Raw genomic sequence first — 25,526 nt, 5'->3', positions numbered from 1 at the left:
CAGTCCGTTACCGGCCGCGCACCGTGGTCATCAGGCGCAGGTGAGTCATGTAGCCGCGCACGCCGATCGGATGGAACTTGCGCAGGAAGCGGGTCGTTTCCTCGTCGACGTCCGACTGGTCGCGCACACCGTTCCAGACGAGGAAATCGAAATGATCCATCACCTTGTCGAACTTCATCAGCAACGACAGCAGGCGCATCGAGAACCGCGAGTATGCTTCGACACCGATCTCCAGCGACGGCTTGGTCACGCTCGGCGCAAACACGATATCGCCCTGTTCCTTCAGGCGCGCTTCGGTCTTTTCGCGGAAACCCTGGGCGACGCTCAACTGCTCGTCGACATAGGCCTCCAGGTCGCCGACCTGTTTTTCGAAGAACGCCGTGACTATGCCCTGATCTTCCGCCCCGAAGGTCGATCGGCCGAAACGCTGCAGGTTGATGCTCATCCGGTTCAGGTACGGCCACCATTGTTCGAACAGGGGCTTGAGACGCGTGTGATTCAGGCGCACGGCTGCCTGGACCACCGCTGCGCCCGACAGCTGCCGATCCATCAGTTCGCGACCAATTTCGCGGCGGCGCTTCACGATCGCTGCGCGTTCCGCTGGCGACAGTTCGCGGAACATCTTGCGCGTACGCGCGACCTGCTCACGCTTCTCATCTGCTTCCGTCTCGCTGATCATCCCTTCTTTCTGAAGGGTGGTCGGGGCGTCCTCCATCTGCTGCAGTTCGAGTTCGATCTCGCCGTTATCGGCGCCGTCGGTCGTCGCCGGCCCGGCGCTGCCGGTTACCGGGGCCCCAGCGCCCACGACGTGTTCCGGCGCGCCAGCCGTGTTGGCATGCGCGGCCGCGGGAGTGCTAACAGCGTCGAGGTTCGTCTCTTCCGTGATGATGGTCATAGTGGATTCAGTCCTGTGGAAAGTGCGCCCAAACGCGCGTGGTACGACCTTATTGTTACGACGCTACGGACCGGAATACGGCCAAAACATGGTCGATTTCAATTCGCTTTTGGGGGAGAGTGCGGCTAAGACGCAGGCGCTCACGGCGTGCGCGGACAGAGCGGACGCGAACCGGTCGCGCTGGGGAAGGATTTGCGGTGGGTGTGAGGAGATACGCATCGCGTACGGCGACAGCGCGTAGTGGCGTGAGCCGAGCCGGCTCAGGTGCTTAACCCGGAAAGCTAGCCTGTTTCCAACAGCTTTCCGGGAAAAGTGTTACTGAAACGAGGAGGCTGCCTTCCACAACAGCGCGCCGAGCACCGCGGCGACTGCGATCCAGTACTGCGCGAGCACGGGGAACGGTGCCGCGAGAACGGCAAACGTCATCCCGAAAACGAGGAGGATTCCGTGCCCGGCGAGGTGGAATGAGAGCGGGCTGGCGAAGCCGGCGGCTGACGCCTTGATCTTGCGTCGTACGGAACCGTCAACGAATGCTGCTGCACAGAAGACGAGTGTGCCGAAGATCCACAACTTCATGACGCTCGCGCGATAAATCACCCGATACACCTCGAGCCAGAAATTGTGGACCCATCCGTGAGCAAATTCCGACACACCCGCCTCGCCGATTTCGCCCGAGCCGGACGCGTCGAGGGTTGCGCGGATGATCCCTGTATCAACGAACCAGCGGCGGAACCGGTCGTTGGTCAAAGTCACAACGTCATCGGCACGCTCAACGCCCACGACGTTCTGGACCGACTCCGCTTCTTCGGGCGGCACGGAAAACAGCGACCGGTCGGGAAGCGCGGGCATGACAAAAAGTGCGAGCAGCGGCACAAGAAAGAACCACCACTTGACGTGAGAGGCGAAGCGGCTACCGGCCATAGGCTTGCACCCCCCACTCGATCAGGGCAGGTACGAACCGCGACAGCATGTACAACGGAAAGAGGATGAGGCCGAACATGCCAGCGTAAAAGTGGACGGGACGTCGTGAAATGAAAAGCGCCATCCCATACGCCCGTGCGCCTGCGCCGCGCGAAAACTCAGCCGGTCGCGACTCATCCAGCGTGTCCTGCGAGTTCGCTGTGCTCAGCGCGCGGCGCGCGACGTCCAGATCAACCCTCGACAGCTTCGCAATCAGAATAGGTGTGAGCGACATCGTAGTCCTCGAAGTAAAGGCGGAAGTTCTCGCCCGTCAGTGCGCGTGCGGCCAGCTGAAAAGCCGCCGAACGCTGCGTGATCACTTCCGGGCAACGCTCCTCAACCATTTCGGTGCCGCGCGCTTCGTGCCGCGCTTCAAATTCAGTGACCGGTTCAAGCATCGGCGGCCAGACGTAGTACCGCTCGCCGTCGCGCGCAACATAGCGTTTTGCGTACAGCAGGTTCGCGTGGCAGAAGAGCCCCTGCATGAACGCGATGTGCGGGTTGCCCGTCTTGCGCGTGCGTTTGTAGGCCGCGATCGCAGTGTCGAGCATTTCCTTGATGAGGGGCTCGGACTCGCCCATGAACTTTTCCCCGATGAAATCGGCCACGCGTGCGCAGGCGAGCTCCAGTTCCGGCGCCAGCGTGAAGACAGGAATCAGGCGGGACGACAGCTTGTGTTCGCGAATAATTTTTTTGAATACGGCAGACATGCGTAGGTTTTCAGCCTTGAAGGATTGGAATGCGGCCCTGGTACACGGCAGCGCCCGAAATGCGCATGAAATACTGCAGGTTGGGCAGGCTGTGAATCAGGCGGGTTGGAATCAGCGGGGCTTTCTCCAGTTGAAGTGATCGCGAAACACCACCAGTAAATTCCCCGATGTGCGCTTCGGTCCCGGTACTCGTACTGCCAGTGATCGTGATGTTTCGGATCGCAGTTTCTCCGACCTTGTCGGAGAACCACTGCGCCGTGTCAGTGTCTTCGAGTCTAAGGATGATCTGATTATTGAGATTGCCCAAAACCTGCAGCATTTTGGCGGCGTTTCCAAGTTTCGCCTCGAGGTCGGCGCGCGTCTGGAAGGCGACGAACGCCTTGAAGCCCGCGCCGCGACCCTTGTTGAGAATCTGGATCACCTGTTCGTTGATGGCTTCGGCCACCTCGTCGATGATGAGCACCACGTCGGGTGGCGTCTCGTAAAAGTTGTAGATCGAACCGCAGACGGCTGACACGTCAGCCAGCAGCATTGACGCAATGGCCTTCGCCACGATGCTGTTCGAGAGCGAATCGAGACCGATATGGAGGATCGCTTTCTGGCGGATCACCTTCTCGATGGTCCATACCTCGCGCTCGTCCTCGAAGTCGTCGACCTTCGGCGCGAGCATCAGTCCCGTTTCACCCGTCGCCAGCATCTGGAGCAACGGGAGCGCCGACGCGATGATCCGCATGTAGTGCTCGCGGTCGTGCGTGTGCGTGGCGATCAGGCCGTCGATCGCTTCATGACCCTGTTCCTGGGAGGCGAACCGTGCGTTATATAACCCGATCATTCCGTCAACGAGCGAGACGGCATTGTTCCGCTGTCCCTGTCGCGTCGTTTCCGTCGCGACCTGCTGCTCCCAGTCCGTCAGTCCCTTTTCTGCGAAGAATCGCCGCAGCGCCTTTTCGAGGAGCGGCGCAATACCGCCCTGCGCATACTTCAGGATCGAGCGGAGATTGGGCTTGTCGCCGATGTACAGTTCGCCGTTGACCGAGCGGCTGATGAACAGATAGGCGAAGTCACGGAACGGCCCCTCCTCCATCAATTGTGCGATGCGGCTCGGAATCTCAGACGGCTGCGACCAGCTGTCGAGTGGCTCCAGCCGGACGGACTCGGACGGCTTGGCCTGATTGAAGTACAGGAATTTACGGCCGGTGCGCGCAGCTTCCTTTTCCGCTCGCAACTTCCAGTCCTTGTCGTTCTTCGGATCGACGTTTATCAGCACGTCACCAAGGTGGATGACCTGCGTCGAGATGACCTCATAGGTGCGGGTCTTGCCGGAACCTGTTGTGCCGCCAACGGCAGTATGTCCGCCCATCGACTTGTAGTGGAACGGCACGAGCCCCTTATTCGGCTCGATCCCGTGTATCCACGACGCACCCTGTGGCATCCGATCGCGGGTGCTGTCCTTTGGCGCGAACAGATTTTCGATAGCGGCCTCGATCTTGCGGCCCCTCTTCGTCTTGTTCAGCCATTTCGGTAACCCGGGAATATCCGTGGTCGGCATACGCAGGATGTCATGCGCAATCTGACAATGCTTCTGCGTCCACTCGAACCCGATGCCAAGGTACATCGAGTTCGCCTCTTCCTTCATGCGCTTCTGGATTTGCAGCAGCTTGGGGATCTGCAGCGTCGTCAGCCACTTCGTTGAAATGGCCATCCGGAATTTCAATGCGCGCCATATCTGGAATGAACGCAACGTGAGAAACGCGAGCGCCACCAGTACGAATACCCACGCGAAGGGCATTCCAGACAGGGGCAGCATGACGAGTGCCGCGAGCCAGAACAAGGCCGCGCGAAACTCGTATATGGGCCTGAAATGGTTGATGTAATGGGTGATCATGCGGGTCTATCGAGTATGAGTTGGCCAGCGCGGGGCGTGAGCGTGATCTGGGTCGCTTCATCGGCGACCATCAGGCTGCGCTTGCGCATATGCTCGACGAGGGTGCTGCTGCTGACACCGTATCCGCCGACAAGGCGCTTCGGGAGCACGAGACCCTTGTCGTTCCATTGCACCGCTGCTTTTCCTGCTGCGACGTCCTCGCGCAGCGCCTGAAACAGCTCGCGTACGAGATTCGGCACGCCCTTCAGCACTTCATCGAAGGCCGCCGGCGGCGCCGGATCGCGAAGGGCGCCGGTCGACTGCGCCGGAGCCTTCATGGCGCTCGGGTCGACGGCTGCAGGCGCGGGTGTGGCCACGGTGATCTGCGTCGCGGGCGGGATGCCCACCGCCTCGTGTAGCGTCTGCGGCGACGGCTTGCCATCTACCGCTGAGGCCGTCGACGGTTGCGACTGCGCCATTGAAGACGTGTCAACGGGCGGGGATGTGGGCTGCGGCATTGTCGTGCTTTCCGGCGATGAAGCGGCGTCGACGGGCGGGTCAACAGGCGCGGCTGCGGGCGCCGCCGCGGGTGCCGTCTGGTGCGCGGCGGGCGCTGGCGTAATCACGGGCTCCAGCTCGGCCGCTACATGCACGGCTGACGGCACATCGAATTGCACAGGCGCGAATACGGCGCGTTGCGCCTTGCGGTCGAATTCGTCGGCGGTGCTCACTCCCTGGCGGACGACCTTATGCAGCACCGACTCGGCCCCGAGCGGCTGCATGTTCGGATTGATCGCGCCGAAAAGGTCCGATAGCACCTCACCATCCAGCCCGGACAGCAGGTCCGAACCCACGAGAACCTGCGCCAGCATCCCCGTGCGCATACGCTCGACGGGCAGCGGTTGTTCCCGACGCGAGACACGATAGTCGGATCCTGCCAGCCATGTGCCCGCCGCACCATGCACCGACGGGTTCCACGCCTGCTGGTCCCTGTCGCGCTCGATCACGAAATGCCGGTACGGTTCGTCAAGCCGGGAACAGACGGCCGCTAAAAACACCGCGTAGTTGTATTGCGGCTCGACGCGGCGGCGCTTTTCCGAGGGCAGGCTCGTGCCGAATTTCTGTCCGCCGGCGAGCCGCATCGCGTAGAAGGCGGTCTCGACCGTGCAACGAAATGCGCCGCCGGGCTCGCGATACAGGTCGGGCCGAAGCGGCAACGAAGAAAACCAGCCAGCGCACGACCGCAGGACACTCATCCATTTGCGCTCGAAATCGGCCTTGCTGACTTCGTTTGCACATTGGGCAATCAGGTCGACGCGTCGTTCGTGCTGCGTGAGCAGCGCGTCGTTCGTCAGAGGCGTGTGCAGCGTCATACCACACCCGCCGTCGCGGTCTTCGCGACTTTGCCGATGATTGCGCCGCTGGCATTCGCGCCGCCACCGAACATGCCCGCGATTTTAGGAATCTCGAATGAGACAAGGAACACGAAGAACGCAAGATCGAATACCTGGGCAGCCGCACCAGACGTCGTCAGCCCCAACCTCGCGGCGTCCTGGACGGCGTTGACCATGTTGTGCGTCACGAGCCGCAACAGGATAGCGGCGACGACGATATACATGCCCGCGCTGATCATGTAGTCGAGCCACGTCTTGAAGTAGCCGCGCGTAAATGAAGAAAAGCCGAGCGCGAACGCGATCTGGCCCATCACAACGCCTGCGGCAAACTGCAATTGCCCGATATTGATGAAGAAGACGAAGATGATCGCGGTGACCGAAAGCAGCGCCCAGGCCAGAAACAGCGGGATTGTCGCGACAATCACGTCCGGGATCATCGTTAGCTTGAAACCGATGCCGGACCACGCCTGGACGGCGGAGTCAAAGACCTGGCCCGCCGCATTGCCCATGATACTGAGCGCACTGGTCATATCCGCGCCCCCAATGTCGTTGGCGAGCGAGACAAACCACTTATAAAAGTTCGGTGCCCAGCTTGCAAAGCCGACATAGATCGACGCGAAGATGCCGAGAATGCCCAGTTCTTCGAGCAGCGCCACCCACGCCATCACCGGGTCTTTTGTTGCGGCAAAGCGCACGGCGGCGAGAACGATCGTGATGACCGCCAGTCCGCTGGCGAACTTGTCCGATTCCTTCTGGATACTCTGGGACGCCTCGACTGCGGTATTCATGACCGACGAGAACATGGCGGTAATCTTGTCGATCGCACGGGCATTGCCCGCGGCCGTTTCGCCAGCACTCACGTAGGGATTGGCAGCCGTACCACTGGCTGACGCGGGCGCTGATGTGTCGTCAGCGAACGCCGGCGCCGCGCCGATCGCAAACAGTGCCACCAAACAGGCAATGACCAGGTGTTTTATGTCTCGCAGCAACATGTCGCCTTCCCAGCTCCTAGTAGCCGTATGCCGCGCGCTCGGCGGCCTGCTGATCGAGGAAGGCCTTTGCGTTCGCTGACCGTGCCTTGTCGTCGGCGTTATCCGCCGACTGCTGCTGCGCATCTTTCTGCGTCTTGTTCGCCATCATTTGAAGCATGTCGCTCATCTGGCTCGACACCACGTCGAGATAGTGCGTCGTGAGTTCCGCTGTAGCCTGCGCGGTTGGCGTCAGCGACATTTGCGATTGCAACTCCTGTCGCCGCTTCGTGAGTGCCTGAATATGCTGGACGACGTTGTTACCCGTCTGCATCAACTGGGTTGCCTGGTTGTCGCGCTGGCTATAAAGCGTGCCCATATCGGCAAACCATTGCGCATTCGATTTGCCTGAACGGGAGATCATGGTCTGCACGTGCGAAAGCCACTGGTTTCCGTTCTGCAGATCGCCATACAGGCTGGTTGCGTTATCGGCAAGTTGCTTGTATTTCGAGATGTCGCCGGTGATCTGGTCGTACTGCGCCTTCATCGCCGTGGGGTCGAGGTTGGTCGCCTGAAGTATCTGGTTCGCCATCATCTGATACTGATAGGCGATGTTGGTGTCCTGATAAACCTCCGTCTTCACAGCCTTGAGGGCCGTGATTGTGTTCTGGATAAGGTTCGAGGGGTCAATCACCACCCATTGCGCGTACGCGGCGTACGAAGCGCAAAGGATCATGCCCACTGTGAGGGCGAGACGTGTCAGGAGCGTTTTCATGGTTTGTTCCCGTAACGGTTCAATCGAGAGTCATCATTTCGGCGAGGTACCCTTTGGCAAAATCCGGAGCGCCTGACTTCACGTGCCGGTCGAGGACGGCCTGGGCGCGGCCGTCTGAGCGCAGCACCGCGAGCGTCTCCTTGGGGAAGCTCGCCTGCAGCATGCGTGTCTGGTCCGGTGTCACCCACAGGTAATCCCGGTTGGGCGCGGCCTCAACGATCATCTGGATCTGGTCGAGCGTCAGGCCGAACTTGTCGCGATATAGATGCAGGTTGTTCTTCGCATCGGGATTGGGCAGGTAGATGATGTTCGGGATGTTTTCCTTGAGCACCTCGAAGTCCGCGATACGTGCGACCTGTGCGAGCGACTGCGTCGCCATCATCAACGTCGCATTCAGCTTCCGGATCGTCACAGCCCAGATTTCCAGGCGCTTGTAGAAGCGTTCGTTCTGGAAGAAAAAGCCGGCCTCCTCGACCTCGATCACGGTGTAGCGCTTGCCGTCCAACCACTGCGCGATGCGGTAGAACGCGTAATCCATGAACAGCGCGGCCGCGACCGGGAAGTTGTTGAACAGATCACCCATCTCGATGGAGAGGTCGTCCGACAGCGTGAACGCGTCGTCGACGTGATCGAAGAACCGGCCGTTCTTTTCGCCCTTCGTCCACACGGCGAGCCGTTCACGCAGCTCGATCCCAAGCATCGTGCTCAGATAGGAGAGCGTCCAGAACTCACGTCCGTAGCCGTCACCCAGCGTGGTGACCGCATCGAAGATCTCCCGCTCCTGATTCTTGCTGCAGCGGAAGGTATCGTCTTCGATCGCCATCTGCACCCATTCAGCGACATACGGGTAATGCTGCTGGTCGCAGAGCAGGGACAACGGATTAACCGACGTCGCCGCCTCAAAGCGTCCCGTCGCATCAATGAAGCGTCCCCCGGCGAGCACGGTCGGAATGCGCGTTGAGCGGTCCTTGTCGAAGCGCACACGGCGGGCGCCGTGGCGGCCCGTCTGCGACATGAGGAAGTTGAGCATGATCGACTTGCCCATGCCGATCGGCCCCAGCACGAGCAGGTGCGAAGCGCCGCCCGGTCGGTGGAGATTCACACGCTGCAACGTCTTGTGGCGCGTGGGTAGCATGGTCAGCGGCCCCGTCTTCTGGCCCGATTGTTGTGTCAGCCATGCGTTGACAGCGCTACCTTCAGCCACGCTGCGAACGGGTGCGATGTCGGAGACGGCTGGCGTCTCGACAAATTGAAGGCGCTTTTGCTTGTCCCAGCGACCCGGGAGCGTGGTATTCCAAGCAGCCGCGAGGTTATCGCGCTCAAGAACCACCCCGAAACCGGCGTTGCCGATCCGGCCGACGACTTCTCGGGCTGCATCGTCGGACTCTTCGACCGTGTTGCCATAGACGATCACGGATATGTTGGCGAATCCGTACTGCTGCCCCTCTGCCGTGATCTTCGCGAGCGCGTCTTCGGCCTCCTCCGCGAGCATCATCCGGCCTTTCTCGTTTTTCTGTTCCTCCTTCGCCAGAAATCCCTTGATGATGGCCCACGGGCTGAACGCGGCGATCTTGTAAAAGCTGCGGATCTTTTCGATGTACTGCTTGGCCTTGCTGGTATCCAGAAAGCGGAACATCACGCAGATATCGAGCTCAGCATCGACTTCAGACAGCACGTCGAGCGCCGCTTCCTGGAACCCCATCCATTCCTTGACCGCCACGATCTTGGCATAACGGACTCCGTAGGCCGATTCGAACATGATGTGTTCAGCCCCATAAACAACCGTGCTTTCCGTCAGGTGCGTATCGAGCATCGTGACGGGATACCGCACGCGGCGTGGCGGCACCGATGGGTTAGCCGTCTGATGCAGATATGCGAGCGCATTCTGCAGCTCCAGCCGCTTCGCCTTCAGACGCGTCACCCCACCCTTGAACGCGTCGAGAATCGACTCGAAGCGCTTTATATCCGACGTCATGCGCTCGAGATCAAAGGCGAACGCGCTCCGGGCAAAGAACGTGTCTTTGGCCGTTTCGATGAGCGCAGGCAGCATCGATCTGCCGCCAACCGTCATGTGATACGCGACCTTCTCGAAGACCTTGTTGATACCGGTTTCCGGCGTGTACGCCAGTGAGAAAGAATGCGTGTTACGGAAGAACTTTCCGCTGCTCACATGGTTGCGGTTGATCTTGTCTACGTAGGCATCGATGTCCGCTGTGAATGCCCCGTCGATTGCCCCCCGCACGCGACGATGCGAGAGGCGCCACCACGCGGTAATCCGGTGATCAAAGTTCTTGCACGCGTTATCCAGATTCGTACGTACAGACGAAATATCGTCGGCGTTCGGCGAGTCAGCATCGACTCCTTCGAAGGTAAAGCAGGTCAGGAGTGACCCGTCCTTGTCGAGGATGAGTTCTGGCGTCACCATGGTTGCCCATGGCGCAATCTCCTGTACCGGCCGGCGCACAATTCGTTTCAGCATGGAAGATCCTGATCGAAACCGTACGGCCGCTTGAATCGCGCAGAAAATTTCGTCGATGGAAGCGGCTCATGCAGGTCGGGGTAGTGGTTGTAGACGAGCATCACGTCGCGCCACCACGGATCGCGGCTGCTTTTCCAGCGCAGGATCCAATGGATTACGATGCCCACGCCGAAAAACGCAAAGGTCATGCTCGAATAGCACAGCAGCATCGTGAGCGTGCCGTTAGCGATCGCAAGGCCACGGTCCGCGCCGCCCATCTGGCGCGGCAGCGACAGCCCGCGGCTTACCTTTGTTTGCTTACGCACAGGTGTACTGGATGTTGAGGTGGTTTTTGACGATAGGTATTGCACAGGCAGCGAGGCCCAGTCCTACGAACACGGAAGAAATCAGCTTGCCGATGGTGCTTTCCGAACTCGCGATCGCGACAGCGCCTACGATGATCAGGACGATGCCTATGCCGTACAGCCAAGGACCGCTGATATATGCGGAGATAAGGCAGATCACATCGGTTGCCGGGCCAAGGTCGCTCACACTAACGGCCGATGCGAACGGTGCGAAAAACGCGAGGCAGGCGGCGACAATCGTCGACTTGATCTCGCGACGGCTCAAAAAGCGATGATATGCAGCGGCGCCAACGGCACGCAGTCGCGACTGGACAGACTTGAGGCACTTCTTCATGGACAGCTCCTGTTTGCTTAAAAAACACGGTTGAGGACATAGTCCCCATCCTTGAACCCCTTGATCTCGACGATCTCGGAAACGTGGCGCAGCTCGCCGGTACGGCGCAGATGGATGACGTAATGAAAGCAATCGGCGATGGCCTTGCGCATGTCGACAAGATCCCACCGGCTGCCAGGCGGAATACCCAGCATCGCGAGGCTCTCCAGACGGCTGAGGCCGCCGCGTGCATCGTTTGAGTGAATCGAGCCCAGGCCGCCGTCGTGACCGGTGCTCAGTGCCTGAATGAAGTCGAACGCTTCGCCACCGCGCACTTCGCCAACGATGATCCGGTCAGGACGGAAGCGCAGACAGAGCGCAACAAGGGCTTGTGTCGTGACGCCCTTGTCCGGGTTCGACAGGAAGCGCACAAGATTAGGCACGCGCAGTTTCAGTTCCATCGTGTCTTCGATGGTAATGACACGCTGGTCTTCGGGCACCTGCGCGGCGAGCGCGTTGAGGAACGTGGTTTTGCCCGTTGAGGTGCCGCCTGCCACGAGCACGTTCTTGCGACGAATGATCAGTTCGCTGACCGCAGCCATCAGCCCTTCGTTTTCGATGCCGGGATAGAAGAGCTTCTCGTCGTTGTGCTCGTGTCGCGCGTTCACGCGCGAGAACGCACCCATTGCGACGTAATCGGTGAGGCTGAGTTGCTTGTCACTGTGCTTGCGGATCGACATCGCGTGACCATCGATCGCCGTTGGTCGCATGACGGCCGCGATACGCAAGCCCTTGTGGCCGGCATTAATGATGCCCTGTGCAGTGCCGGCCTTCGCCGACTTCTCGACAGATGCTGCGAGCGAAAGAATCGCGCCGTTAAGCGTTGCCTGATTCAGCGTGAGATTGAGGCGATGCATCTGCCCGCGTCGCTCGATCCAGACATTGTCGAAGTTGTTCACCATGATTTCGGCGACGTCGTGCGCTTCGAAGTATTCACGCAGCGGGCTAACGGACGCGAAGAACATCTGCACCGCACTTTCTTCAAGCGGGCGCACCTTGAGCAGGGGATTTTCGGTAGCTTCGGACATGCTGCTATTTTTCAGGCTGCGGTGACCTGTAGCAGACCGAAAGACCGATCAAATCAATGAGCTTTTGCCGATTCGTTGCGCGTGGCACTACCTGAAGATGTCGTGCGGCGCGGCGATACCGCGTTCGCTCACCCGAGCCGGCTCAGGTCACTAACCCGAAATGGTGCAGTAAAACGTATAGCTTTCCGGGTAACGATGCGGTCCGGTGTGTGGTGTAGGATTCGCCCACGACGCTTTCTCAACTATTGACACGATGGCCAGAACGATTCCGTTTGCGCGAACCGCAGCAGCAGCGCGTGCGCGTCGAAACAAGACCCTCCTGCTACCGATGCCCCGCACCGAAGCCGACCGGATCTGTCTGCAGGTTCACATCGCGCTGGACGCGATGCGGCGTGGAACTGGGACCGCCAGCGCGGCGCAGACACTTTGCCAGGCAATGATTCTCACCGGCCTACTGGCCGAAGCGGGCTACGGCGAAGCCACGTTCGAGCAGATGCGCAATGCCGAAGACGTCATCTCAGCGGCCTTCGATCGCGGCCAGGACTCCGGCGTGTGGTCGCTCGACGAGCAAGGATTCCAGCAATTCGCGGTGATCGTCTCGACCTATGACAGGCAGTTACATCGGGCGCCGCTCGCGGCTGTCGCTGATGCGAGCGACCGGCTTGAACGGTTCCGGGGGGGCGAGTCGTTCGAACAGGTGGCGCGCAAGCGCGCCTAGGCGTCAATGTCCCGGGGATGCATGGTGGCGACGCGGTCGCCTGCCTTTCCCTGCAGCGCGCTTAGCGGAGATTCGCCGGGTTGGGCCAAGCTCACTCTTGAGCCAGTCGACGGCGGCTGTCGGGTGACCCTCCAGATATTCAATGCAAGATTCAACGGCATATGCGTCGGCGAGTTGTTGCCCGATTTCGCCGGGGACACTGCCGCACACGATGAGCACGCCCCTGCCCGCGACGACGAGCTCGATCGTTCTGCCGGAATGGACGAGACGTACGCGAAACCACGGCCCGCCCGCCGCGCTGGCTGAAGACACCACATCGACCGACGAGTCCCGGTCCGACATGCTTTGCCAGAGCGAATGCATCACTGTCGCGTCGCTCTCGAGCAGTTCCGATGCGCGGTCAAAGCCGTCGCTTACCTTTTCGACGGTACGATGGCGCGGATCAATGAGATAGGACAAGAACATCTGCCGTCCCCCTTCGTCGAAACCCGTTCAATAGAGCGTAGCAAGCAGCTCGCCCGCCAAAAGGCACGTTGAGCGCCTGTTTGCCGGGGCCAAGGGACGACCTGCGATCGGCATTCCCGAGCACCGTTATACTCCGCACCACGACAACTACGAGAAGTCCTCGTCCATGAAGGGAAAAATCGCCGACGGCGAAGCGCGTGACCGGCTCATCATCTGGATTCGCCGACGTATGGAAGAGTTTCGCATCACGCCGCAAGCGCTCGCTGATTCAATCCAGCACGATCTCGATCACACGCCGCTCTACCGCGATGCGCGGGGCAACGAATGGAACGGCTTGGGGGACACGCCGCACTGGCTGCGCGCGGCACAAAGCGCTGGCGTCGATCCGGATTTCTTCCGCATCGCGCCGAATACTAAAGCGGGTGACGAAAGCCAGAGGATCGATCCTCGCCAGTTGGATCTGTTCACTTGATTGGGATTAGCCAGCATTTTGCGCGTATAGAACGTAAAAAGCTGGCGCCAACAGGGCCCCCTTGCATCAGGCGTTTTCGCTCGCCCGAAGGATCCGCCCCCGCACATTGATTCCGATTTTGAAATTAATGTGGATAGATCGCCGTCCTGGATCTCGCATTGTTTCCCTTTTCGCAAGAGGTACCTGAGCCGGATCAGGTCACTTTTCGCATTTGAGCGCGCTGTCAACGTCCCGATCCGCCGCCAAGGTACTGATTTTTCGGGATAGTTTCGGATGAAAACCACCTCTTTCGACCGCAGACCGCATGTGAAATCGTGAAATTTCGGGCTTGGACTCGCTGGCCGAAAAAAAACCCCAGCGCACGGCCGGGGTTTGGGTCAAGGAAATACTGCATCGTCGTCTAACAGATCACTTCGACCATCTCGCCGAATGGCGCCTTCCTCGCCCGCTTGAGGGGCGTCGTCGACGCCCACAGGACAGGGTAATCCGGTGCCTCGTCCGGAAACGGGCCATCCATGTCGGTCAGATAGACCAGGAACGCGGGACGGATGCCCTCTTTCTCCAGCCGTTCAAATGGCTCGACGAACGAGGTGCCGCCGCCGCCGCGCACCGGCAGCAGGTCGAGCTCGACCGCGTCGCCGCGCTCGAAGATCTGCACCTGAGTCACGCGCGTGTTGCAATCCATCACGATCAGGCGTCGAGGTTGCACGCCGGCATTCACCGCGATGATTTCCGCAGCGAACTGCGCCTGCGTTTCATCCCACACGGAGCCACTCGAATCGCGAACGAACACCGCATCGCCAACTGCCGGTTCGTTCAACGATGGCAGATACAGGCCCATGTGCAGATAGCGACGATTCGGCATCGCGAAGCTGTAGTCAGTCGGCGACGATTCCTGCGCAAAGCGATGCAGGATCGGCCGCCAGTCGACAACAGGCTCGACGGCATCCGTCGCCATCGCCTCCAGAGCACCAGGCAGTGCGCCGCGCATTTTGGCTGCTTTCGCAGCCTGCAATACGGCCACCTTCCAGTCAGCTTCCTTCAACGCCTTGTCGTCGCCGGTGTACTGGCGGACCTCGCCACAGGAGGGCGCGGCGTCGGGAGTCGCAGTGGGTTCGGGATTGGCGGACGGTGTGTTCGCGCCGTTCGCGTTTGAGGACTGCGGCGCGCTACTGCCCCCGGGTGTACTGTCAGGCTGCTGCTTCGGCTGTGAAGCCGATTGCTGCCAAGACTGCGCATCCGGTTTCGAACCGTCCTGCTTTCCCTTCCCTTGCTGCTTTTGCTGCTTCTCCTTCTGCCGCTTCTCCTGCGCGAGGATTCCATAGATCTCTTCGGCCGACTTGCCCTTGAACCGCGTGTCGACGAGCACACCCTTTGGTAGCAGCATACCTGCCTCAAGCACGATCGGATTGATCGCATAGTCACATGCGTCATTCCAGAGCTTCGGATCGCGATCGCCCTGACGCCAGCAGTGACCATTGGCCACATGCAGAACCTCATGGGCCAGCACGCCGCGCGTTTCAAGGTCGTTCAGACCGCCAAGATACGCCGGGTTGTAGCCCAGCGATTCCCCGTCAGTCCAGAACGTCTTGCATGACGCGTCTTCGACCACCTTCAGTCGAAGCGCGAGTACACCGAAGAACGGCTGATCAAGTACGAGTGCGGTACGCTGTTTCGAGATTCGCGGGTCCATGTCCACCTCAGGCAACGAGACGAAGAAGCGGCGTCTGCTCCGGCTGGATGATCGTTTCGACCGGCGCAAATGCCGGGTCGCGATCGACCATCGGATCGGGCGCCCCTCCCATGAACGCTGCCATCAGCCCCTCGATTTCCGAAGCCTTGGCAGCGACCTGCGAACGCAGCACGTTCGACTCCTTCAGATCCGCACCCTTGTGCACGGCGAGATGGCGCTTCGCCTGCTCGAGGATGTGATTGAGCTTCGGATCATTCGAGAAATTGAGCTTCGGCAGCAGATCGCACAGTTCGCGCACGTTGTTCGTGACGTCCAGGCGAACGTTCGTGGCGCCGTAGAGGCGGTCAGCAAGCTTCGAGACCGCCTCATACAGACGGCCGACCAGATCGTTGTTGGCCGTCGAGATCGAGGCCAGCACGTGCTGATCGATTTCAGTACGCAGACCGGTCAGCACGTCGGGCGGCAGATCCACCCCGAACTGGCTGGCGTCAGGGAACGGCAGCACCGCGAGCTTGACGCCGAACTTGCCCGACATCTGGGCCAGTGTCGGATAGTCCGCCTCGTTGTACAGGTCCTTTTGCTCTTCGCGTGCCTGTTCCTTCAGGTCCAGATAGTCCGTCAGGAAGACCGACACGGCCAGCTCGAACTCGTCTTTCATCTTGCGCAACTGATCGGCGACGTCCATGTAGATCATCGTCGGCAGAAGACGCACGCCCAGCTGGTCGTACTGCAGCGTGTGGGCGTAGTAGTAGGAGCGGATGCGATTGCCGATCGAGATCACTTCGTGATAGCTCGGCGCGTGTTCAGGCAACAGACGCTTGTTGAAACGACCGATGCCCTTGGTATGGTGCTTCGCCTCGACGGCTGCAGTCGCTTTCATGTCGAATCGACGTCCCTGCCAGGCGGAGACGGTGACAGACGAGAGCATGACTTTCGACTTCAGTTCGGTGATGTTCATGGATAACTCCAGAAAAGATAGGGAATGGATTCAGCAAAAAGAAAAAGGCCACGGGCCGCGCATGGCGGGTCGTGGCAACAGGAGACTCAGGTGATGCAGGAAGAACGCGCGCTTACTGGCCGCGGATGATCTGACCGAGCGGACCCGCCTGTGCGCGGACAAACGCTGGCGTGTTCTGCAACTCCGGCTTACGCCGGATCGCGTCACGACCGAGCAGCGCGGCGAATTCGCGGTAGCCCGCATCGAACATCCTGTCGTGATACGTCAGCACACGATCGAAGTTGTCTTCGGTCGAATAGGCGGCAAGTGCCGTACTGATCGCACAGAGCGCCGCAGGCGACTCCGGGATCGGGGCCGTATCGGGCGTGAGCAAGATGGAGTCAGGCGACGGCAACTGGCGGTAGATGCCAAGAAAGCCCATCAGTTCACCAGCGGCCCCCTCTCCGACCGACCCCGCGTACGAGATCAGTTCAAGATCCTTCGGCACGACGCCCATCGTCTTCGCGACGAACCCCCAGGTGCGAGGGCTTGCCGAGTTCTCGATGTCGCGCGACTTCTTCTGCACGTACAGGAGATCCGGCCGAAAGCGCAGGAAGGAGATCAGTTCCGTGGGCACGTTTTGGCGTACAGCCCAGTCGGTCCACGCTTCGATGGTCGGCTCCAGCTCGACCACTGTCGCAAAACGCGAGATGACGGGATCGAGAATGCCCGTCACGCCTGCGTTGTCACCGCGCCGGTTGGTGGCCGCAACGAATGTGACGCAGTCAGACAACACGTGTTCGCCAATGCGGCGTGCAAGCAGCAGTTGCATCTTCGCCGCCTGCACCGCCGGCGAGGCCTGCCCGAGATCGTCGAGGAACCAGATCAGAGGCTTGGTCGCGCTCAGCGCGCGTTCAAGGTCGCCAAACGGAAGGAAGCGGGCAATGTCGCCTTTCGGAAACGGCAGACCTTTGGAGTCTGTCGGATCTTCAACGACGGGATGACTGATGAGCAGGTCGTGACCGGTTGCCTTCGCAGCCTGGGCAACGATATCGCTCTTGCCGACGCCCGCGGGGCCGGTGATCAACACCGGGAGACCCTGCGGGATGAAGGCACAAAGCAGGGCAAGGAGTTGGCTGGGATTGACTTTCATGGGGTACCTGAAAAGGAAAAGCCCCACGAAACAACGCCCCATGGGACGTGGTCCCTATGGGGCGAGTTGAGTGTGCCGCTTGCGCGGCAGGTCGATGCGTCGGTTGACGCTGGAAAAAAGCGGTCCTGCGTTACGTCAGCGCGTCGGCCAATGCAGCCAGTTGCGCCTGCGTGAGCGACTCGCGCGACACCGAGGTTTCACGCGTGAAAATCAGCTCGCCGTACAGATCGGCGAGACAACGTGCTTCAGCACACAGCACCAGCACATCCGTTTCAAACATAGACGGATTGCGGTTGCGCCACACGTTGATCGCAGCTTCGATCTGCGGGATCGAAACGCAATCAGGATCGGAAGTGTCGTGTTGAGTCATGGGGTCCTCAGAATGTAGTACCCCGGTGTCGCCCGAAAAGGGAGGACGTCCCCCAGGGCAGACTTGTTGCCGGAATCCGGCGGTTCGATGCGTCAGTGACGCGGGTGATGATGAAAGTCTATGCTTTGAAAGTACCGCAAGTTGCCCGAATCATGCGCAAAACAACCCCGCTTTGACCGCGAGCGGAAAACTGACGGCATCGGGTAGGGTGAGGGGTCACCCCCTCAGCCCTCCCACACCACCGTACGTGCGGTTCCGCATACGGCGGTTCATCAAGAACGCTGGAGGCGTTGCTGGGTGTCCAGCATCGAAACAAGCCCTTGTCGGTCGAAGAAGCGTTTCGGGAAGGCTGTGCCCATGTGTGACGCGCCAGCGTTCCACCACGGCCCCTGGCCGTTGTGCGCCGAGCGCCATGCGCGATCTTCCGGCAACCCCTGCCGACGTAGCATGGTGGTACGGCCCTGGCGGTGTTTGGCCTGCCGCCAGAGCAGACAACGCAGGCGCCGTCTGATCCAACCATCCAGTTCTTCCAGCACGCGCTTGCTTTGCGTGAACCGGAAGTAGTTGATCCATCCGCGAAGCACCGGATTCAGTGTTTCGATGGTGTGGCTCAGACTTCTTCCGCGCCCCTTCCTCAGCAATGTCTTCACCCGCCCCGTAAGCCGTTTCAGGCTGTCAGGTGCAATGCGGAGCCTCGTCTGACGATGTACCGTCATGCTGTAGCCAAGGAATTTGCGTTTCCACGGTCGGTCACATGCGCTTTTCGCTTCGTTGACCTTCAGTTTCAGGCGTTTCGCAAGAAACGCAGTCATGCCGATCAACAGTCGCTCGCCCGCCGCCCTGCTTCGGACGTAGATGTTGCAGTCGTCCGCGTAGCGGCAGAACGCATGCCCACGTCGCTCAAGCTCGCGGTCCCAATCCGTCAGCAGGATGTTCGACAGCAGTGGCGACAGGGGACCGCCTTGCGGCGTCCCTTCCCGTCGTTGCTGCGCCATCCCTTCTCGCATCAGACCCGCCTCCAGATACCGCCGGATCAGCTTGAGCACCCGATCATCCTTCACCTGCCGGGCAATCCGCGACATCAGGATGTCGTGGTTCACCCGATCGAAGAATTTCTCCAGGTCGATGTCCACCACCCAGCGGCGGCCTTCCTGCACATACTGCTGTGCCCTCAGTACCGCCTGCTGCGCGCTGCGCTCCGGCCTGAAGCCGTAGCTCGACTCGGAGAACCCCGGCTCGAAGATCGGCTGGAGTACCTGGTGCAGCGCTTGCTGTATCAGCCGATCCAGCACCGTCGGAATGCCCAGTGTCCGTACCCCGCCCGCAGGCTTCGGTATATCCACCGCGCGTATCACCTCAGGCATGTACCGTCCTTCCAGCAGCGCCACCTTCACGCTTGGCCAGTGCATCTTCAGCCAGTCCGCGAATTGATCCACCGGCAGGCCATCGACCCCCGGTGCACCGCGGTTGCTGACTACACGTCGATACGCTGCCCATAGGTTGCTACGTTCAACCACCGCGTCCATCAGCGATGGTTCCTCCACTTTCGTTTGCCCGGTAGCCGCCGTGCCTGCCTCCGCACCATGTATGCCCACTCCGAGGTTCCGCCCCGGTTCCTGCGTCATGGCCCCGCTCTCACGGGCTTGTGCTTCGTCGGTTCGCATCGAGTCTCCACCGTCCTAATCGTGGTCCTTCATGTTCGGGCCTTCAGCCTCTCGGCCTACTATGCCCTCTGCTGACTTCTGCACAGCCATCCCGCCGCCTCTCGACGCCGGTAGCCTATGGCAGCCGTGCAGATCTCCCCGGGTATGACGCACCCACCTTCACGCTTATGCCCGTCGGATTTACGCCGCGTCGTTCCGTGCAAGTATTGGATTTGGCCTTTTTCGCTGCCTCGCCCCAACGCGTCGCCTCATATCCGCTTCCTGTTCGTCAGGCCAGCGCTTTGCCTCGGACTTCCTTCAGACTCGCAGTCGCCCGCGAAACCCTTGCCTCTGGCTAACACTTCCCCTTGCCGGGTGTGTAGAGGACTTTCACCTCCGAGTGAGTGCGCCCTGCCGGGCGCACGAAAAAAAAGCCGGCGCTGAGCGCCGGCTGTGTTTCAGGAAAATTACTTCAGAGTAGCGAGGTCTGCGCGAGGCGTGCGCCGTCAATCCGGGCAACCATCGCGGCTTCCCTCTCGCGGAACACGCGTGACTTTTCCGCAGCCACGCCATTGTGCTTTTCCATGACATACGAGAAGCACACAGGATTGGCCGGACCGTGCCACGCCTTCCACTCGACCATGATCCGCTCCCGCACTTCGACGGCACACGCGAAGTACTCGCGTCGCGCGTCACGCCACTGGCGCGCGAACAGGTCTCGCATGCGTTGCTCACTGCGGTCGTACATGCGCTCGCGACGCTCCTTCTCTTCGTCGACCGACAGCGCGCGAGGCGTTGCAATCTGGTCGGCGAACAGCGGATACGCCTGAGCGATCTTCTCTGCCGCACGATCCTGCCGCCGCAGGTGCAGCGCTTCCATGCGCGACGTCCAGCGATAGCCTTCGTACCGGGGGTAACGATCGAATCGCATGATCACCCCCGTTAAGCGGCAAGACGCTCGAGCATCGCACGCGCATAGTCCAGCGTGCCATCCTTTGCACGTAGCGTTCGCGCCTGACCCAGTTCCACATTCACAAGAGCGTACTGCTTGCTTGCTCCCTTGCGCCAGTCGCGTATCTCGCGAAAGCCCTCCTCGATCGCCGCTTCGACGTGCGCTGCGCCATCAATGACAACGCCATCGGCACGCTGATACTGGGCACGTTGCGCAACTTCCTTCGCGTGTTGCGCATCAGCAGCTTTGCGGGCAGCCTCCTTGCGTTCAGCATCCGCCGCTTCCCACGCCGCCTGCTCCGCCTCATCCATCCCGCACAAGGCGAAGATCGCACGACGACGGCCCTTCGAGTTCCCTCCACGCAGCTTGACGCCGTAGTGATCTTCCACCGCCCGCTTGCTGCTGCGGTTGCGGGTGTCGGGACTGTCGAGCACCTGAAGCAACAGCGACAGGTCACGCTGCTCGAAGGCGAGAGCCATGCGGTTTGCCCATTCGAAGGTCTCCCGGCCATGCGAAAGCAACGCCATGTCACGCTCCAGCTTATGCCGGCGCGCAGTCGTGCGCCCCTGGGTGCGCTCCATATCGGCTCTGTCCAGAGATTTGTCCCGCTTCGAGTCGGCCAGAATCTGGCGCAGACGTTCGGCGAAGGCATTCACCGGCGTGCCCAACGTGACAGGCTCGTCGAACATCGGAGGCAGCGATTCCGCGCACAGGATACCGGCAGCGAACAGGGCATCGTCGATCGTGACGAAATCACAGGCAGCCGGTACGCCTTCGACGGCCGCCACGATCGCGTCGACGTTCTGAGCGGTAATCGGCTGCTTCGCGCCTCGCATCACCGACGCCACCCATCGATGTTTCTCCGCCGGCATGCGCCCACGTAGCTCGACGACGTTGAGCAGCGGCTCCGCCCATTCAAGGTCGTAGCGAAAGGCCCGCTCCATCCTGCGATAGTCGTCGAGTACCGCATCGGGCACAGGTTCGTTGCGCAACAGCGCGTACGCTACGTGTACCTCATGCCTGGCGTTCACGCCGCCGCCCGGGGCGGGCGGGCCGCCAGCGCCAAAGCCAAAGCGCTCAACGGCAGCGCGATGGAACAACGGCGACAGGTCGAAGAATTGGCGGGCGTTGCGCGCTGCTGCACGTTCCGCATCAATCTGGCTACTGGAAAGGAAGCATTCCGGTGCGCGAGAAAGCTCGAACAGGCCGAACAGTTCGTCCCAGTGCGCCTGGCGGATCTGCCACGGCTTCGGCTGCGCACCATATTGGCCGAGCCAGTGCGCGCGGACCTCGTCAAAGAGGGATGCGATTACTTCGGCCGCCGAACCAGCGCGGCGGATCGCCAGCTTGCCGTTGTAGCGAGTCACGCTTGCGGCAGCGCTGTCGCTCTGCAGCCCGATAAGCGCCGTTGCAGTTGCCTGTACGCGCTCATCACGGAACAGGGACAGCACACCGGCCAACGTGGCGACAATGAAGGTTTCACCGGGAATCGTCAGTTTGTACATAGGGAGTTGGCTCCGTAAAAGGAAGCGGGACCAACACCCCATCTGGGGACGTTGGCCCCGAATGGGTTTGATGTTGATGAAACGCGGGTGTGGTCAGTCGATGTCGAGCATCCGCGATACAACAGCGGCTACCGCCCACGCTTGCGTGCGCGACAAAGTCTTGATGCGCAGAACGGGCTGGCTCTTCCAGTGGCCAGCCTCCTCGACCTCAAAGAACTGCATGAAGTCGATCTGGATCATCCAGCCTTCGGAGTATCCGCGCGCGACCGACAGCACCAGACGCCGACGCGGTCCGCCGTCATCTGGCCAGTCGCGGGTATCGACCAGCCCGAAGTAGTCTTCGTTCGGATCGTTGACGAGATTGGCAGCATCAATCCATTCGGGTTCGATTTCCGACTGGCGAAGGGCACATTCGATGTGGCCGACAACCTGCCGGATTGTTTTGCCGGCAGGATGAAACGGCGTGCTGGCTTGCAAGGCCGGGCGTTCAAGTAATTCGGACATAGGATTCAGAAAGCAAAAAAGGCCACACCCGGATGGGTGCAGCCTTTGATGAATGGTGGACCGGCGACTGCGCCGATCTGAGATAAATGACTAACGGGGAATGCGCGGGTACCGGCGTTCACGCAGTGCCTTTTCAGCATTGCGATCCATCAGCGCACCCAGACCGTATAGCGCCAATGCGGCGCCAACAATCAGAAAACTGACGTCCATGCTTACTCTCCTCTGAAAGAATGCATGCCTCGGACAAACGTTATCACAAAACTCAGTATCAGACTCGCCTCCAGCTTGACGCTTTCGGCCGTCCAGGCCTCGGTTGAATGCCACACGCCGACCGCCCCGAGAAACGCAGCGGCTGCTATGGTGTGACAGAAGCGGCCGAACTGCTGCCGCTGCTCTTTTGTGGGTTCAGTAAAGAGACGCAACAGACGAGCGAGCGCACTTTCCGGGCTGCGCGACTGCATCGTCTCACCCACCGAGAAACTACCGTCGATCCTGCTATCCAGTTGCACGTTCACGCCATTTATAACAGCCGACACGGCGGGCGGCGCTTCGGTGATGCTGAACTCCCGCAGCACTGCCTGCAGACGTTCCGACGGATAGACCTGATCGGCCTCACATGAATAGCTGGCGCGATCGGTGATGGTCATCCCGGACGGGTACTCGACGAAGATTTCGACGATTTCCATCCGGCCTCCTATCGGCGTTCGCGGTCCAGACCTGCGGCAAGGCGCAAGCCCGTAAGCAACGCGTCGTACCCATCGCGGGACGTCAGCTGCTCAAGTGCGACCGCATTGTCGCCACCGCCCGACAGATCGGAGCGGCCGCGACGCGTGCGGAACGACACGGCGACCTTCTGGCGGGTCGGTGTGTCAGCGACTTCCAGCATGACGGCGGGGGTATGGAGGGTGACACGGCAACCGCGATTGCGGCGAGCCGGTTCGGCGACGATTTCGTGCTCGCCGGAGCGAAGACGAAGATCGCGTGCGACACGACGCAGCATCTGCGTCGCATGGTGGGTGATAGCGGCGTCAGCAGCCGCACCCGCACTGCGGCGGTCGGCATAGAACACCTTCGGAACTTTCAACATTGCTGCCTCAGAAAAGAAAAAGCGAGGGTCCCTTTCGGGACGCCTCGCGATGAAGGAATGGGCCGGCAACGCCGGCTTTGGAAGAGCGGATCAGTGCGTGACACGCAGACCTGAGTTGGTGGTGACGAGAAGCACGTGATCGCCCGGCGCGAACTGTTGATCGTCCGGTTGAGCGACGACGACGTTGCGACCGGTGTTCGTGCGTACGATGATTTCGAGGCCCGAGTGATGCGACAGCACCTGCGAAACCTTCTGCGTAACAAAGCCCGACGCAGCACCCGTCAAGGCACCAGCGATGTAGCGGCCTGTGCCATTGCCGATCGTGCGTGAACCGAGGAAAGCACCGACACCTGCGCTGATGAGCGACGTCAGCCCGGAGTTATCCTGGCTGGCTTCGATCGTGATCGCGCGGGTGCAGAGAACCGTGCCTTCTTCGAGCGTGCCCGAACGCTGGACGTCATAACGTTGGTATGTATTCGGCGAACCGAAGTCGACACCGGCGCAAGCCGACAGCATGGACGCGAGAACGAGACTGAAGATGATCTTGAACATTTGATTGCCTCAACGAGATGAGGGGCAACCATCCCGTCAGGGTGGTTGCCCTGACGGGAAAGAGATTTTTGAATCAGTGAGCAGCAGCCAGGCGATGACGCAGGCTCACGCTTCGATCACGCGAGGCCAACCAGCGCACTGCGACAAGCAGTGCAGCCGACAGCGGTGCGAGAACGAAGACGAACCAGAAACCGACGCCCTGCAGGAAAGAGCCATATGCGTATCCGTGTCCCGATACGGACTCGAACATGTACGCGGCGAACGACAGTTGATGTGAATCGACGTGCGCCAGATAGGCATCGAGAGCCGCCGGACCGGACGCACGAAGCAGATTGAGTTGGCTCTGCGCTTCGAAAGCGCAACCTGAAAAGACCAATATGCAGCCGATCGCGGCGAGAACAGCGGCAACGATCAGGACGAACTTGAACGAAACGGCCATGGCCGTGCGATTGCGATTCGACATGGAACAGCTCCTTGAAAATGCGGGAGCCGGTTCCCGGTGGGATTGGCTCCCAACGAGAGAAAGATTGTTGCGTCAGGCGGAGGTGCCTGACGCATTGAACAATTGCTGGTTACGACGAAATGCGAGTGAGGTAATGCAAATCGACGCGACCGCTTTTGACGAGCTCGCGCTCGGCATCAAAGGGGATTTGAAAATCAAACTTTACAGTGGCCGTTCCGTCGCTCCACAGATACAGAATGGAGCCTTGGAACTGCCGGATGGGCAAGGTTGCAACAGCTTGCGCGAAAACGCGTTGGTTCTCACGAAAGCCCCACTTTTCCGAGATACGTTCAGGGTCGTTGGCGATTGCCAGGAACTTGACGAGCTCTGCGGACTGAGTGACTTGCTGCAGCATGGTGCGGCTCCTAAAAAAACGGGAGCCGGTCCCGTTGGGATGGCTCCCAACAGGGTTGACAGACGGGGGTGCCCGTCGTGGACGACCGGCAGTTGCCGGTCAAAGGTAAGGCACTCCAGCAAGCCGGAGTGTTCTTTCGATGCGCAAGAGCGCGGGTGATACGTTGATTTTAGGACCGCGACCACTCGCGGTTGGTCGGAAACATCGAGAAAACCGCCCCTCTTTCGCCGCGTAGTGCTGGTCGCACGCGCTTGACTTCCCTATATAGCTGCGAACATGAATCACCGGTCCCGCGCAGGTGTTTGCCTGCCCGACGAATGGCGGCGCCAGTCACAGTCCCTACAGACGCTGCCGTCTCGTGCCGTTACACCGGCTATCGGCCCCCTAAACCTTTGAGGTCTTTAAAGATGCAAAACCGAAACGACGGCCTGATGATGGCCATTCTGATTCCATGCATTCTTGTTGTTGCGGTGATCCTGTGGATCTCCCATGCGATTGGGGCCAGCTTCGCATCCGTCTGTTCGACGGCGGCGTCACTTGTCGTTGTTATTGTGGCGCTCGCCATCATTTGGCGATTTCTGGACGACTTCGGGTTGCAAATTCTTGCCGCCTTCCCCGCGCTTGGCTGGCCGACTATCTGGCCGGTCCTGACCAGCATTGCGAACGGCGGCAACGAATCAGAATCCTCGTTCCGGCCGTGGCATGAGCAGTCTTTCATTGACAGCGCGTGGATGACCTGGGGCCTTGAAGTGATCTTCGTCGCTTTGCTCTGCCTCGCCGTGTTCCATGAATATCGTCGCCGTCGCTACTGGTAACCGAACTGCAAAT

General features: G+C 60.4%; 29 protein-coding genes. 3 read left to right on the top strand and 26 right to left on the bottom strand.

Annotated elements, in window-relative coordinates:
- Nucleotides 1-7: 7 nt before the first annotated feature.
- The 12 genes from PPGU16_RS41705 to PPGU16_RS41650 form a co-directional block, all read right to left on the bottom strand.
- Nucleotides 8-895 (bottom strand): ATPase, encoded by an 888-nt coding sequence (locus PPGU16_RS41705; RefSeq protein ID WP_180727427.1) that lies wholly within the window; start codon nt 893-895, stop codon nt 8-10.
- A 315-nt stretch (nt 896-1,210) separates the two neighbouring features.
- Nucleotides 1,211-1,816: an IncC plasmid conjugative DNA transfer DtrJ family protein gene (locus PPGU16_RS41700; protein ID WP_180727426.1), complete on the bottom strand. Its 606-nt coding sequence runs from the start codon at nt 1,814-1,816 to the stop codon at nt 1,211-1,213.
- Complete coding sequence (locus PPGU16_RS41695; RefSeq protein ID WP_180727425.1) at nt 1,806-2,090, bottom strand: hypothetical protein; 285 nt, start codon at nt 2,088-2,090, stop codon at nt 1,806-1,808. Before PPGU16_RS41695 ends, PPGU16_RS41700 begins: the two co-directional genes overlap by 11 nt.
- On the bottom strand, nt 2,047-2,565 hold the full coding sequence (locus tag PPGU16_RS41690) for a hypothetical protein (protein WP_180727424.1): 519 nt from the start codon (nt 2,563-2,565) through the stop codon (nt 2,047-2,049). Before PPGU16_RS41690 ends, PPGU16_RS41695 begins: the two co-directional genes overlap by 44 nt.
- Nucleotides 2,566-2,575: 10 nt before the next feature.
- Complete coding sequence (traD, locus tag PPGU16_RS41685) at nt 2,576-4,447, bottom strand: conjugative transfer system coupling protein TraD (RefSeq protein ID WP_180727746.1); 1,872 nt, start codon at nt 4,445-4,447, stop codon at nt 2,576-2,578.
- Entirely contained in the window at nt 4,447-5,802 is a 1,356-nt protein-coding gene (locus PPGU16_RS41680) for a TraI domain-containing protein (protein ID WP_180727423.1), read from the bottom strand. Before PPGU16_RS41680 ends, traD begins: the two co-directional genes overlap by 1 nt.
- The gene (locus PPGU16_RS41675; protein WP_180727422.1) at nt 5,799-6,815 is read right to left on the bottom strand and encodes a type IV secretion system protein; all 1,017 of its coding nucleotides are present in this window, start codon (nt 6,813-6,815) and stop codon (nt 5,799-5,801) included. The genes PPGU16_RS41680 and PPGU16_RS41675 overlap by 4 nt, the downstream gene beginning before the upstream one ends.
- Before the next feature lie 16 nt (nt 6,816-6,831).
- Entirely contained in the window at nt 6,832-7,566 is a 735-nt protein-coding gene (locus PPGU16_RS41670; protein WP_180727421.1) for a DUF4141 domain-containing protein, read from the bottom strand.
- Nucleotides 7,567-7,585: 19 nt separating this feature from the next.
- Nucleotides 7,586-10,045: a VirB4 family type IV secretion system protein gene (locus tag PPGU16_RS41665; RefSeq protein WP_180727420.1), complete on the bottom strand. Its 2,460-nt coding sequence runs from the start codon at nt 10,043-10,045 to the stop codon at nt 7,586-7,588.
- A complete protein-coding gene (locus PPGU16_RS41660; protein ID WP_243460835.1) occupies nt 10,039-10,302 on the bottom strand; it encodes a VirB3 family type IV secretion system protein in 264 nt (87 codons plus the stop codon). Before PPGU16_RS41660 ends, PPGU16_RS41665 begins: the two co-directional genes overlap by 7 nt.
- Nucleotides 10,303-10,342: 40 nt before the next feature.
- Nucleotides 10,343-10,723 carry a TrbC/VirB2 family protein gene (locus PPGU16_RS41655; protein ID WP_180727418.1) on the bottom strand — a complete coding sequence of 127 codons (381 nt, stop codon included), beginning with the start codon at nt 10,721-10,723 and terminating at the stop codon, nt 10,343-10,345.
- Between the two features lie 17 nt (nt 10,724-10,740).
- Nucleotides 10,741-11,790 (bottom strand): TadA family conjugal transfer-associated ATPase, encoded by a 1,050-nt coding sequence (locus PPGU16_RS41650; protein ID WP_180727417.1) that lies wholly within the window; start codon nt 11,788-11,790, stop codon nt 10,741-10,743.
- Nucleotides 11,791-12,043: 253 nt separating this feature from the next.
- On the opposite strand from PPGU16_RS41650, the gene PPGU16_RS41645 reads away from it, so the two are divergent.
- On the top strand, nt 12,044-12,508 hold the full coding sequence (locus PPGU16_RS41645; protein WP_180727416.1) for a hypothetical protein: 465 nt from the start codon (nt 12,044-12,046) through the stop codon (nt 12,506-12,508).
- A 3-nt stretch (nt 12,509-12,511) separates the two neighbouring features.
- Here PPGU16_RS41645 and PPGU16_RS41640 read toward each other — a convergent pair whose 3' ends face one another.
- Entirely contained in the window at nt 12,512-12,973 is a 462-nt protein-coding gene (locus PPGU16_RS41640) for a hypothetical protein (RefSeq protein WP_180727415.1), read from the bottom strand.
- A 166-nt stretch (nt 12,974-13,139) separates the two neighbouring features.
- Here PPGU16_RS41640 and PPGU16_RS41635 point away from each other — a divergent pair, with 166 nt between their 5' ends.
- Nucleotides 13,140-13,445 carry an H-NS histone family protein gene (locus PPGU16_RS41635; protein WP_180727414.1) on the top strand — a complete coding sequence of 102 codons (306 nt, stop codon included), beginning with the start codon at nt 13,140-13,142 and terminating at the stop codon, nt 13,443-13,445.
- 400 nt (nt 13,446-13,845) lie between these two features.
- Here the strand turns inward: PPGU16_RS41635 and PPGU16_RS41630 are convergent, their stop codons facing one another.
- From PPGU16_RS41630 to PPGU16_RS41570, 13 genes are all read right to left on the bottom strand, one after another.
- Complete coding sequence (locus PPGU16_RS41630; RefSeq protein ID WP_180727413.1) at nt 13,846-15,138, bottom strand: vWA domain-containing protein; 1,293 nt, start codon at nt 15,136-15,138, stop codon at nt 13,846-13,848.
- A gap of 7 nt (nt 15,139-15,145) precedes the next feature.
- A complete protein-coding gene (locus PPGU16_RS41625; RefSeq protein ID WP_180727412.1) occupies nt 15,146-16,096 on the bottom strand; it encodes a hypothetical protein in 951 nt (316 codons plus the stop codon).
- A 112-nt stretch (nt 16,097-16,208) separates the two neighbouring features.
- Nucleotides 16,209-17,228 (bottom strand): ATP-binding protein, encoded by a 1,020-nt coding sequence (locus PPGU16_RS41620; protein ID WP_180727411.1) that lies wholly within the window; start codon nt 17,226-17,228, stop codon nt 16,209-16,211.
- Nucleotides 17,229-17,358: 130 nt separating this feature from the next.
- Nucleotides 17,359-17,598, bottom strand: a complete 240-nt coding sequence (locus PPGU16_RS41615) for a DUF3717 domain-containing protein (protein ID WP_180727410.1) — start codon at nt 17,596-17,598, stop codon at nt 17,359-17,361.
- Nucleotides 17,599-17,870: 272 nt separating this feature from the next.
- Complete coding sequence (ltrA, locus tag PPGU16_RS41610; protein WP_180727409.1) at nt 17,871-19,262, bottom strand: group II intron reverse transcriptase/maturase; 1,392 nt, start codon at nt 19,260-19,262, stop codon at nt 17,871-17,873.
- Between the two features lie 451 nt (nt 19,263-19,713).
- Nucleotides 19,714-20,172: a hypothetical protein gene (locus PPGU16_RS41605; RefSeq protein WP_180727408.1), complete on the bottom strand. Its 459-nt coding sequence runs from the start codon at nt 20,170-20,172 to the stop codon at nt 19,714-19,716.
- Nucleotides 20,173-20,183: 11 nt separating this feature from the next.
- The gene (locus PPGU16_RS41600) at nt 20,184-21,698 is read right to left on the bottom strand and encodes a hypothetical protein (RefSeq protein ID WP_180727407.1); all 1,515 of its coding nucleotides are present in this window, start codon (nt 21,696-21,698) and stop codon (nt 20,184-20,186) included.
- Between the two features lie 93 nt (nt 21,699-21,791).
- Nucleotides 21,792-22,202: a hypothetical protein gene (locus PPGU16_RS41595; RefSeq protein WP_180727406.1), complete on the bottom strand. Its 411-nt coding sequence runs from the start codon at nt 22,200-22,202 to the stop codon at nt 21,792-21,794.
- A 212-nt stretch (nt 22,203-22,414) separates the two neighbouring features.
- A complete protein-coding gene (locus PPGU16_RS41590; RefSeq protein WP_180727405.1) occupies nt 22,415-22,888 on the bottom strand; it encodes a hypothetical protein in 474 nt (157 codons plus the stop codon).
- An 8-nt stretch (nt 22,889-22,896) separates the two neighbouring features.
- Nucleotides 22,897-23,289 carry a hypothetical protein gene (locus PPGU16_RS41585; RefSeq protein ID WP_054924198.1) on the bottom strand — a complete coding sequence of 131 codons (393 nt, stop codon included), beginning with the start codon at nt 23,287-23,289 and terminating at the stop codon, nt 22,897-22,899.
- Nucleotides 23,290-23,379: 90 nt separating this feature from the next.
- Nucleotides 23,380-23,841, bottom strand: coding sequence for an outer membrane lipoprotein (locus tag PPGU16_RS41580; protein WP_180727404.1), 462 nt, complete (start codon nt 23,839-23,841; stop codon nt 23,380-23,382).
- Between the two features lie 73 nt (nt 23,842-23,914).
- A complete protein-coding gene (locus tag PPGU16_RS41575; protein ID WP_180727403.1) occupies nt 23,915-24,304 on the bottom strand; it encodes a hypothetical protein in 390 nt (129 codons plus the stop codon).
- Between the two features lie 109 nt (nt 24,305-24,413).
- Nucleotides 24,414-24,698: a hypothetical protein gene (locus PPGU16_RS41570; protein ID WP_180727402.1), complete on the bottom strand. Its 285-nt coding sequence runs from the start codon at nt 24,696-24,698 to the stop codon at nt 24,414-24,416.
- Between the two features lie 431 nt (nt 24,699-25,129).
- On the opposite strand from PPGU16_RS41570, the gene PPGU16_RS41565 reads away from it, so the two are divergent.
- Entirely contained in the window at nt 25,130-25,513 is a 384-nt protein-coding gene (locus tag PPGU16_RS41565) for a hypothetical protein (RefSeq protein WP_180727401.1), read from the top strand.
- Nucleotides 25,514-25,526: the final 13 nt, after the last annotated feature.

Source organism: Paraburkholderia largidicola (genome assembly GCF_013426895.1).
Lineage (GTDB): Bacteria > Pseudomonadota > Gammaproteobacteria > Burkholderiales > Burkholderiaceae > Paraburkholderia > Paraburkholderia largidicola.
Note: the sequence above shows the minus strand (reverse complement) of the source record. Positions and strands in the feature narration are given on the sequence as shown.

Coding starts and splice junctions, on each gene's coding strand:
- PPGU16_RS41695 (WP_180727425.1), bottom strand. CDS start 2,090: ATGTCGCTCACACCTATTCTGATTGCGAAGCTGTCGAGGGTTGATCTG.
- PPGU16_RS41570 (WP_180727402.1), bottom strand. CDS start 24,698: ATGCTGCAGCAAGTCACTCAGTCCGCAGAGCTCGTCAAGTTCCTGGCA.
- PPGU16_RS41670 (WP_180727421.1), bottom strand. CDS start 7,566: ATGAAAACGCTCCTGACACGTCTCGCCCTCACAGTGGGCATGATCCTT.
- PPGU16_RS41620 (WP_180727411.1), bottom strand. CDS start 17,228: ATGAAAGTCAATCCCAGCCAACTCCTTGCCCTGCTTTGTGCCTTCATC.
- PPGU16_RS41690 (WP_180727424.1), bottom strand. CDS start 2,565: ATGTCTGCCGTATTCAAAAAAATTATTCGCGAACACAAGCTGTCGTCC.
- PPGU16_RS41605 (WP_180727408.1), bottom strand. CDS start 20,172: ATGCGATTCGATCGTTACCCCCGGTACGAAGGCTATCGCTGGACGTCG.
- PPGU16_RS41580 (WP_180727404.1), bottom strand. CDS start 23,841: ATGTTCAAGATCATCTTCAGTCTCGTTCTCGCGTCCATGCTGTCGGCT.
- PPGU16_RS41640 (WP_180727415.1), bottom strand. CDS start 12,973: ATGTTCTTGTCCTATCTCATTGATCCGCGCCATCGTACCGTCGAAAAG.
- PPGU16_RS41600 (WP_180727407.1), bottom strand. CDS start 21,698: ATGTACAAACTGACGATTCCCGGTGAAACCTTCATTGTCGCCACGTTG.
- PPGU16_RS41575 (WP_180727403.1), bottom strand. CDS start 24,304: ATGTCGAATCGCAATCGCACGGCCATGGCCGTTTCGTTCAAGTTCGTC.
- PPGU16_RS41675 (WP_180727422.1), bottom strand. CDS start 6,815: ATGTTGCTGCGAGACATAAAACACCTGGTCATTGCCTGTTTGGTGGCA.
- PPGU16_RS41585 (WP_054924198.1), bottom strand. CDS start 23,289: ATGTTGAAAGTTCCGAAGGTGTTCTATGCCGACCGCCGCAGTGCGGGT.
- PPGU16_RS41590 (WP_180727405.1), bottom strand. CDS start 22,888: ATGGAAATCGTCGAAATCTTCGTCGAGTACCCGTCCGGGATGACCATC.
- PPGU16_RS41635 (WP_180727414.1), top strand. CDS start 13,140: ATGAAGGGAAAAATCGCCGACGGCGAAGCGCGTGACCGGCTCATCATC.
- ltrA (WP_180727409.1), bottom strand. CDS start 19,262: ATGCGAACCGACGAAGCACAAGCCCGTGAGAGCGGGGCCATGACGCAG.
- PPGU16_RS41680 (WP_180727423.1), bottom strand. CDS start 5,802: ATGACGCTGCACACGCCTCTGACGAACGACGCGCTGCTCACGCAGCAC.
- PPGU16_RS41625 (WP_180727412.1), bottom strand. CDS start 16,096: ATGAACATCACCGAACTGAAGTCGAAAGTCATGCTCTCGTCTGTCACC.
- PPGU16_RS41565 (WP_180727401.1), top strand. CDS start 25,130: ATGATGGCCATTCTGATTCCATGCATTCTTGTTGTTGCGGTGATCCTG.
- PPGU16_RS41655 (WP_180727418.1), bottom strand. CDS start 10,723: ATGAAGAAGTGCCTCAAGTCTGTCCAGTCGCGACTGCGTGCCGTTGGC.
- PPGU16_RS41665 (WP_180727420.1), bottom strand. CDS start 10,045: ATGCTGAAACGAATTGTGCGCCGGCCGGTACAGGAGATTGCGCCATGG.
- PPGU16_RS41705 (WP_180727427.1), bottom strand. CDS start 895: ATGACCATCATCACGGAAGAGACGAACCTCGACGCTGTTAGCACTCCC.
- PPGU16_RS41660 (WP_243460835.1), bottom strand. CDS start 10,302: ATGGGCGGCGCGGACCGTGGCCTTGCGATCGCTAACGGCACGCTCACG.
- PPGU16_RS41595 (WP_180727406.1), bottom strand. CDS start 22,202: ATGTCCGAATTACTTGAACGCCCGGCCTTGCAAGCCAGCACGCCGTTT.
- PPGU16_RS41645 (WP_180727416.1), top strand. CDS start 12,044: ATGGCCAGAACGATTCCGTTTGCGCGAACCGCAGCAGCAGCGCGTGCG.
- PPGU16_RS41650 (WP_180727417.1), bottom strand. CDS start 11,790: ATGTCCGAAGCTACCGAAAATCCCCTGCTCAAGGTGCGCCCGCTTGAA.
- PPGU16_RS41700 (WP_180727426.1), bottom strand. CDS start 1,816: ATGGCCGGTAGCCGCTTCGCCTCTCACGTCAAGTGGTGGTTCTTTCTT.
- PPGU16_RS41630 (WP_180727413.1), bottom strand. CDS start 15,138: ATGGACCCGCGAATCTCGAAACAGCGTACCGCACTCGTACTTGATCAG.
- PPGU16_RS41615 (WP_180727410.1), bottom strand. CDS start 17,598: ATGACTCAACACGACACTTCCGATCCTGATTGCGTTTCGATCCCGCAG.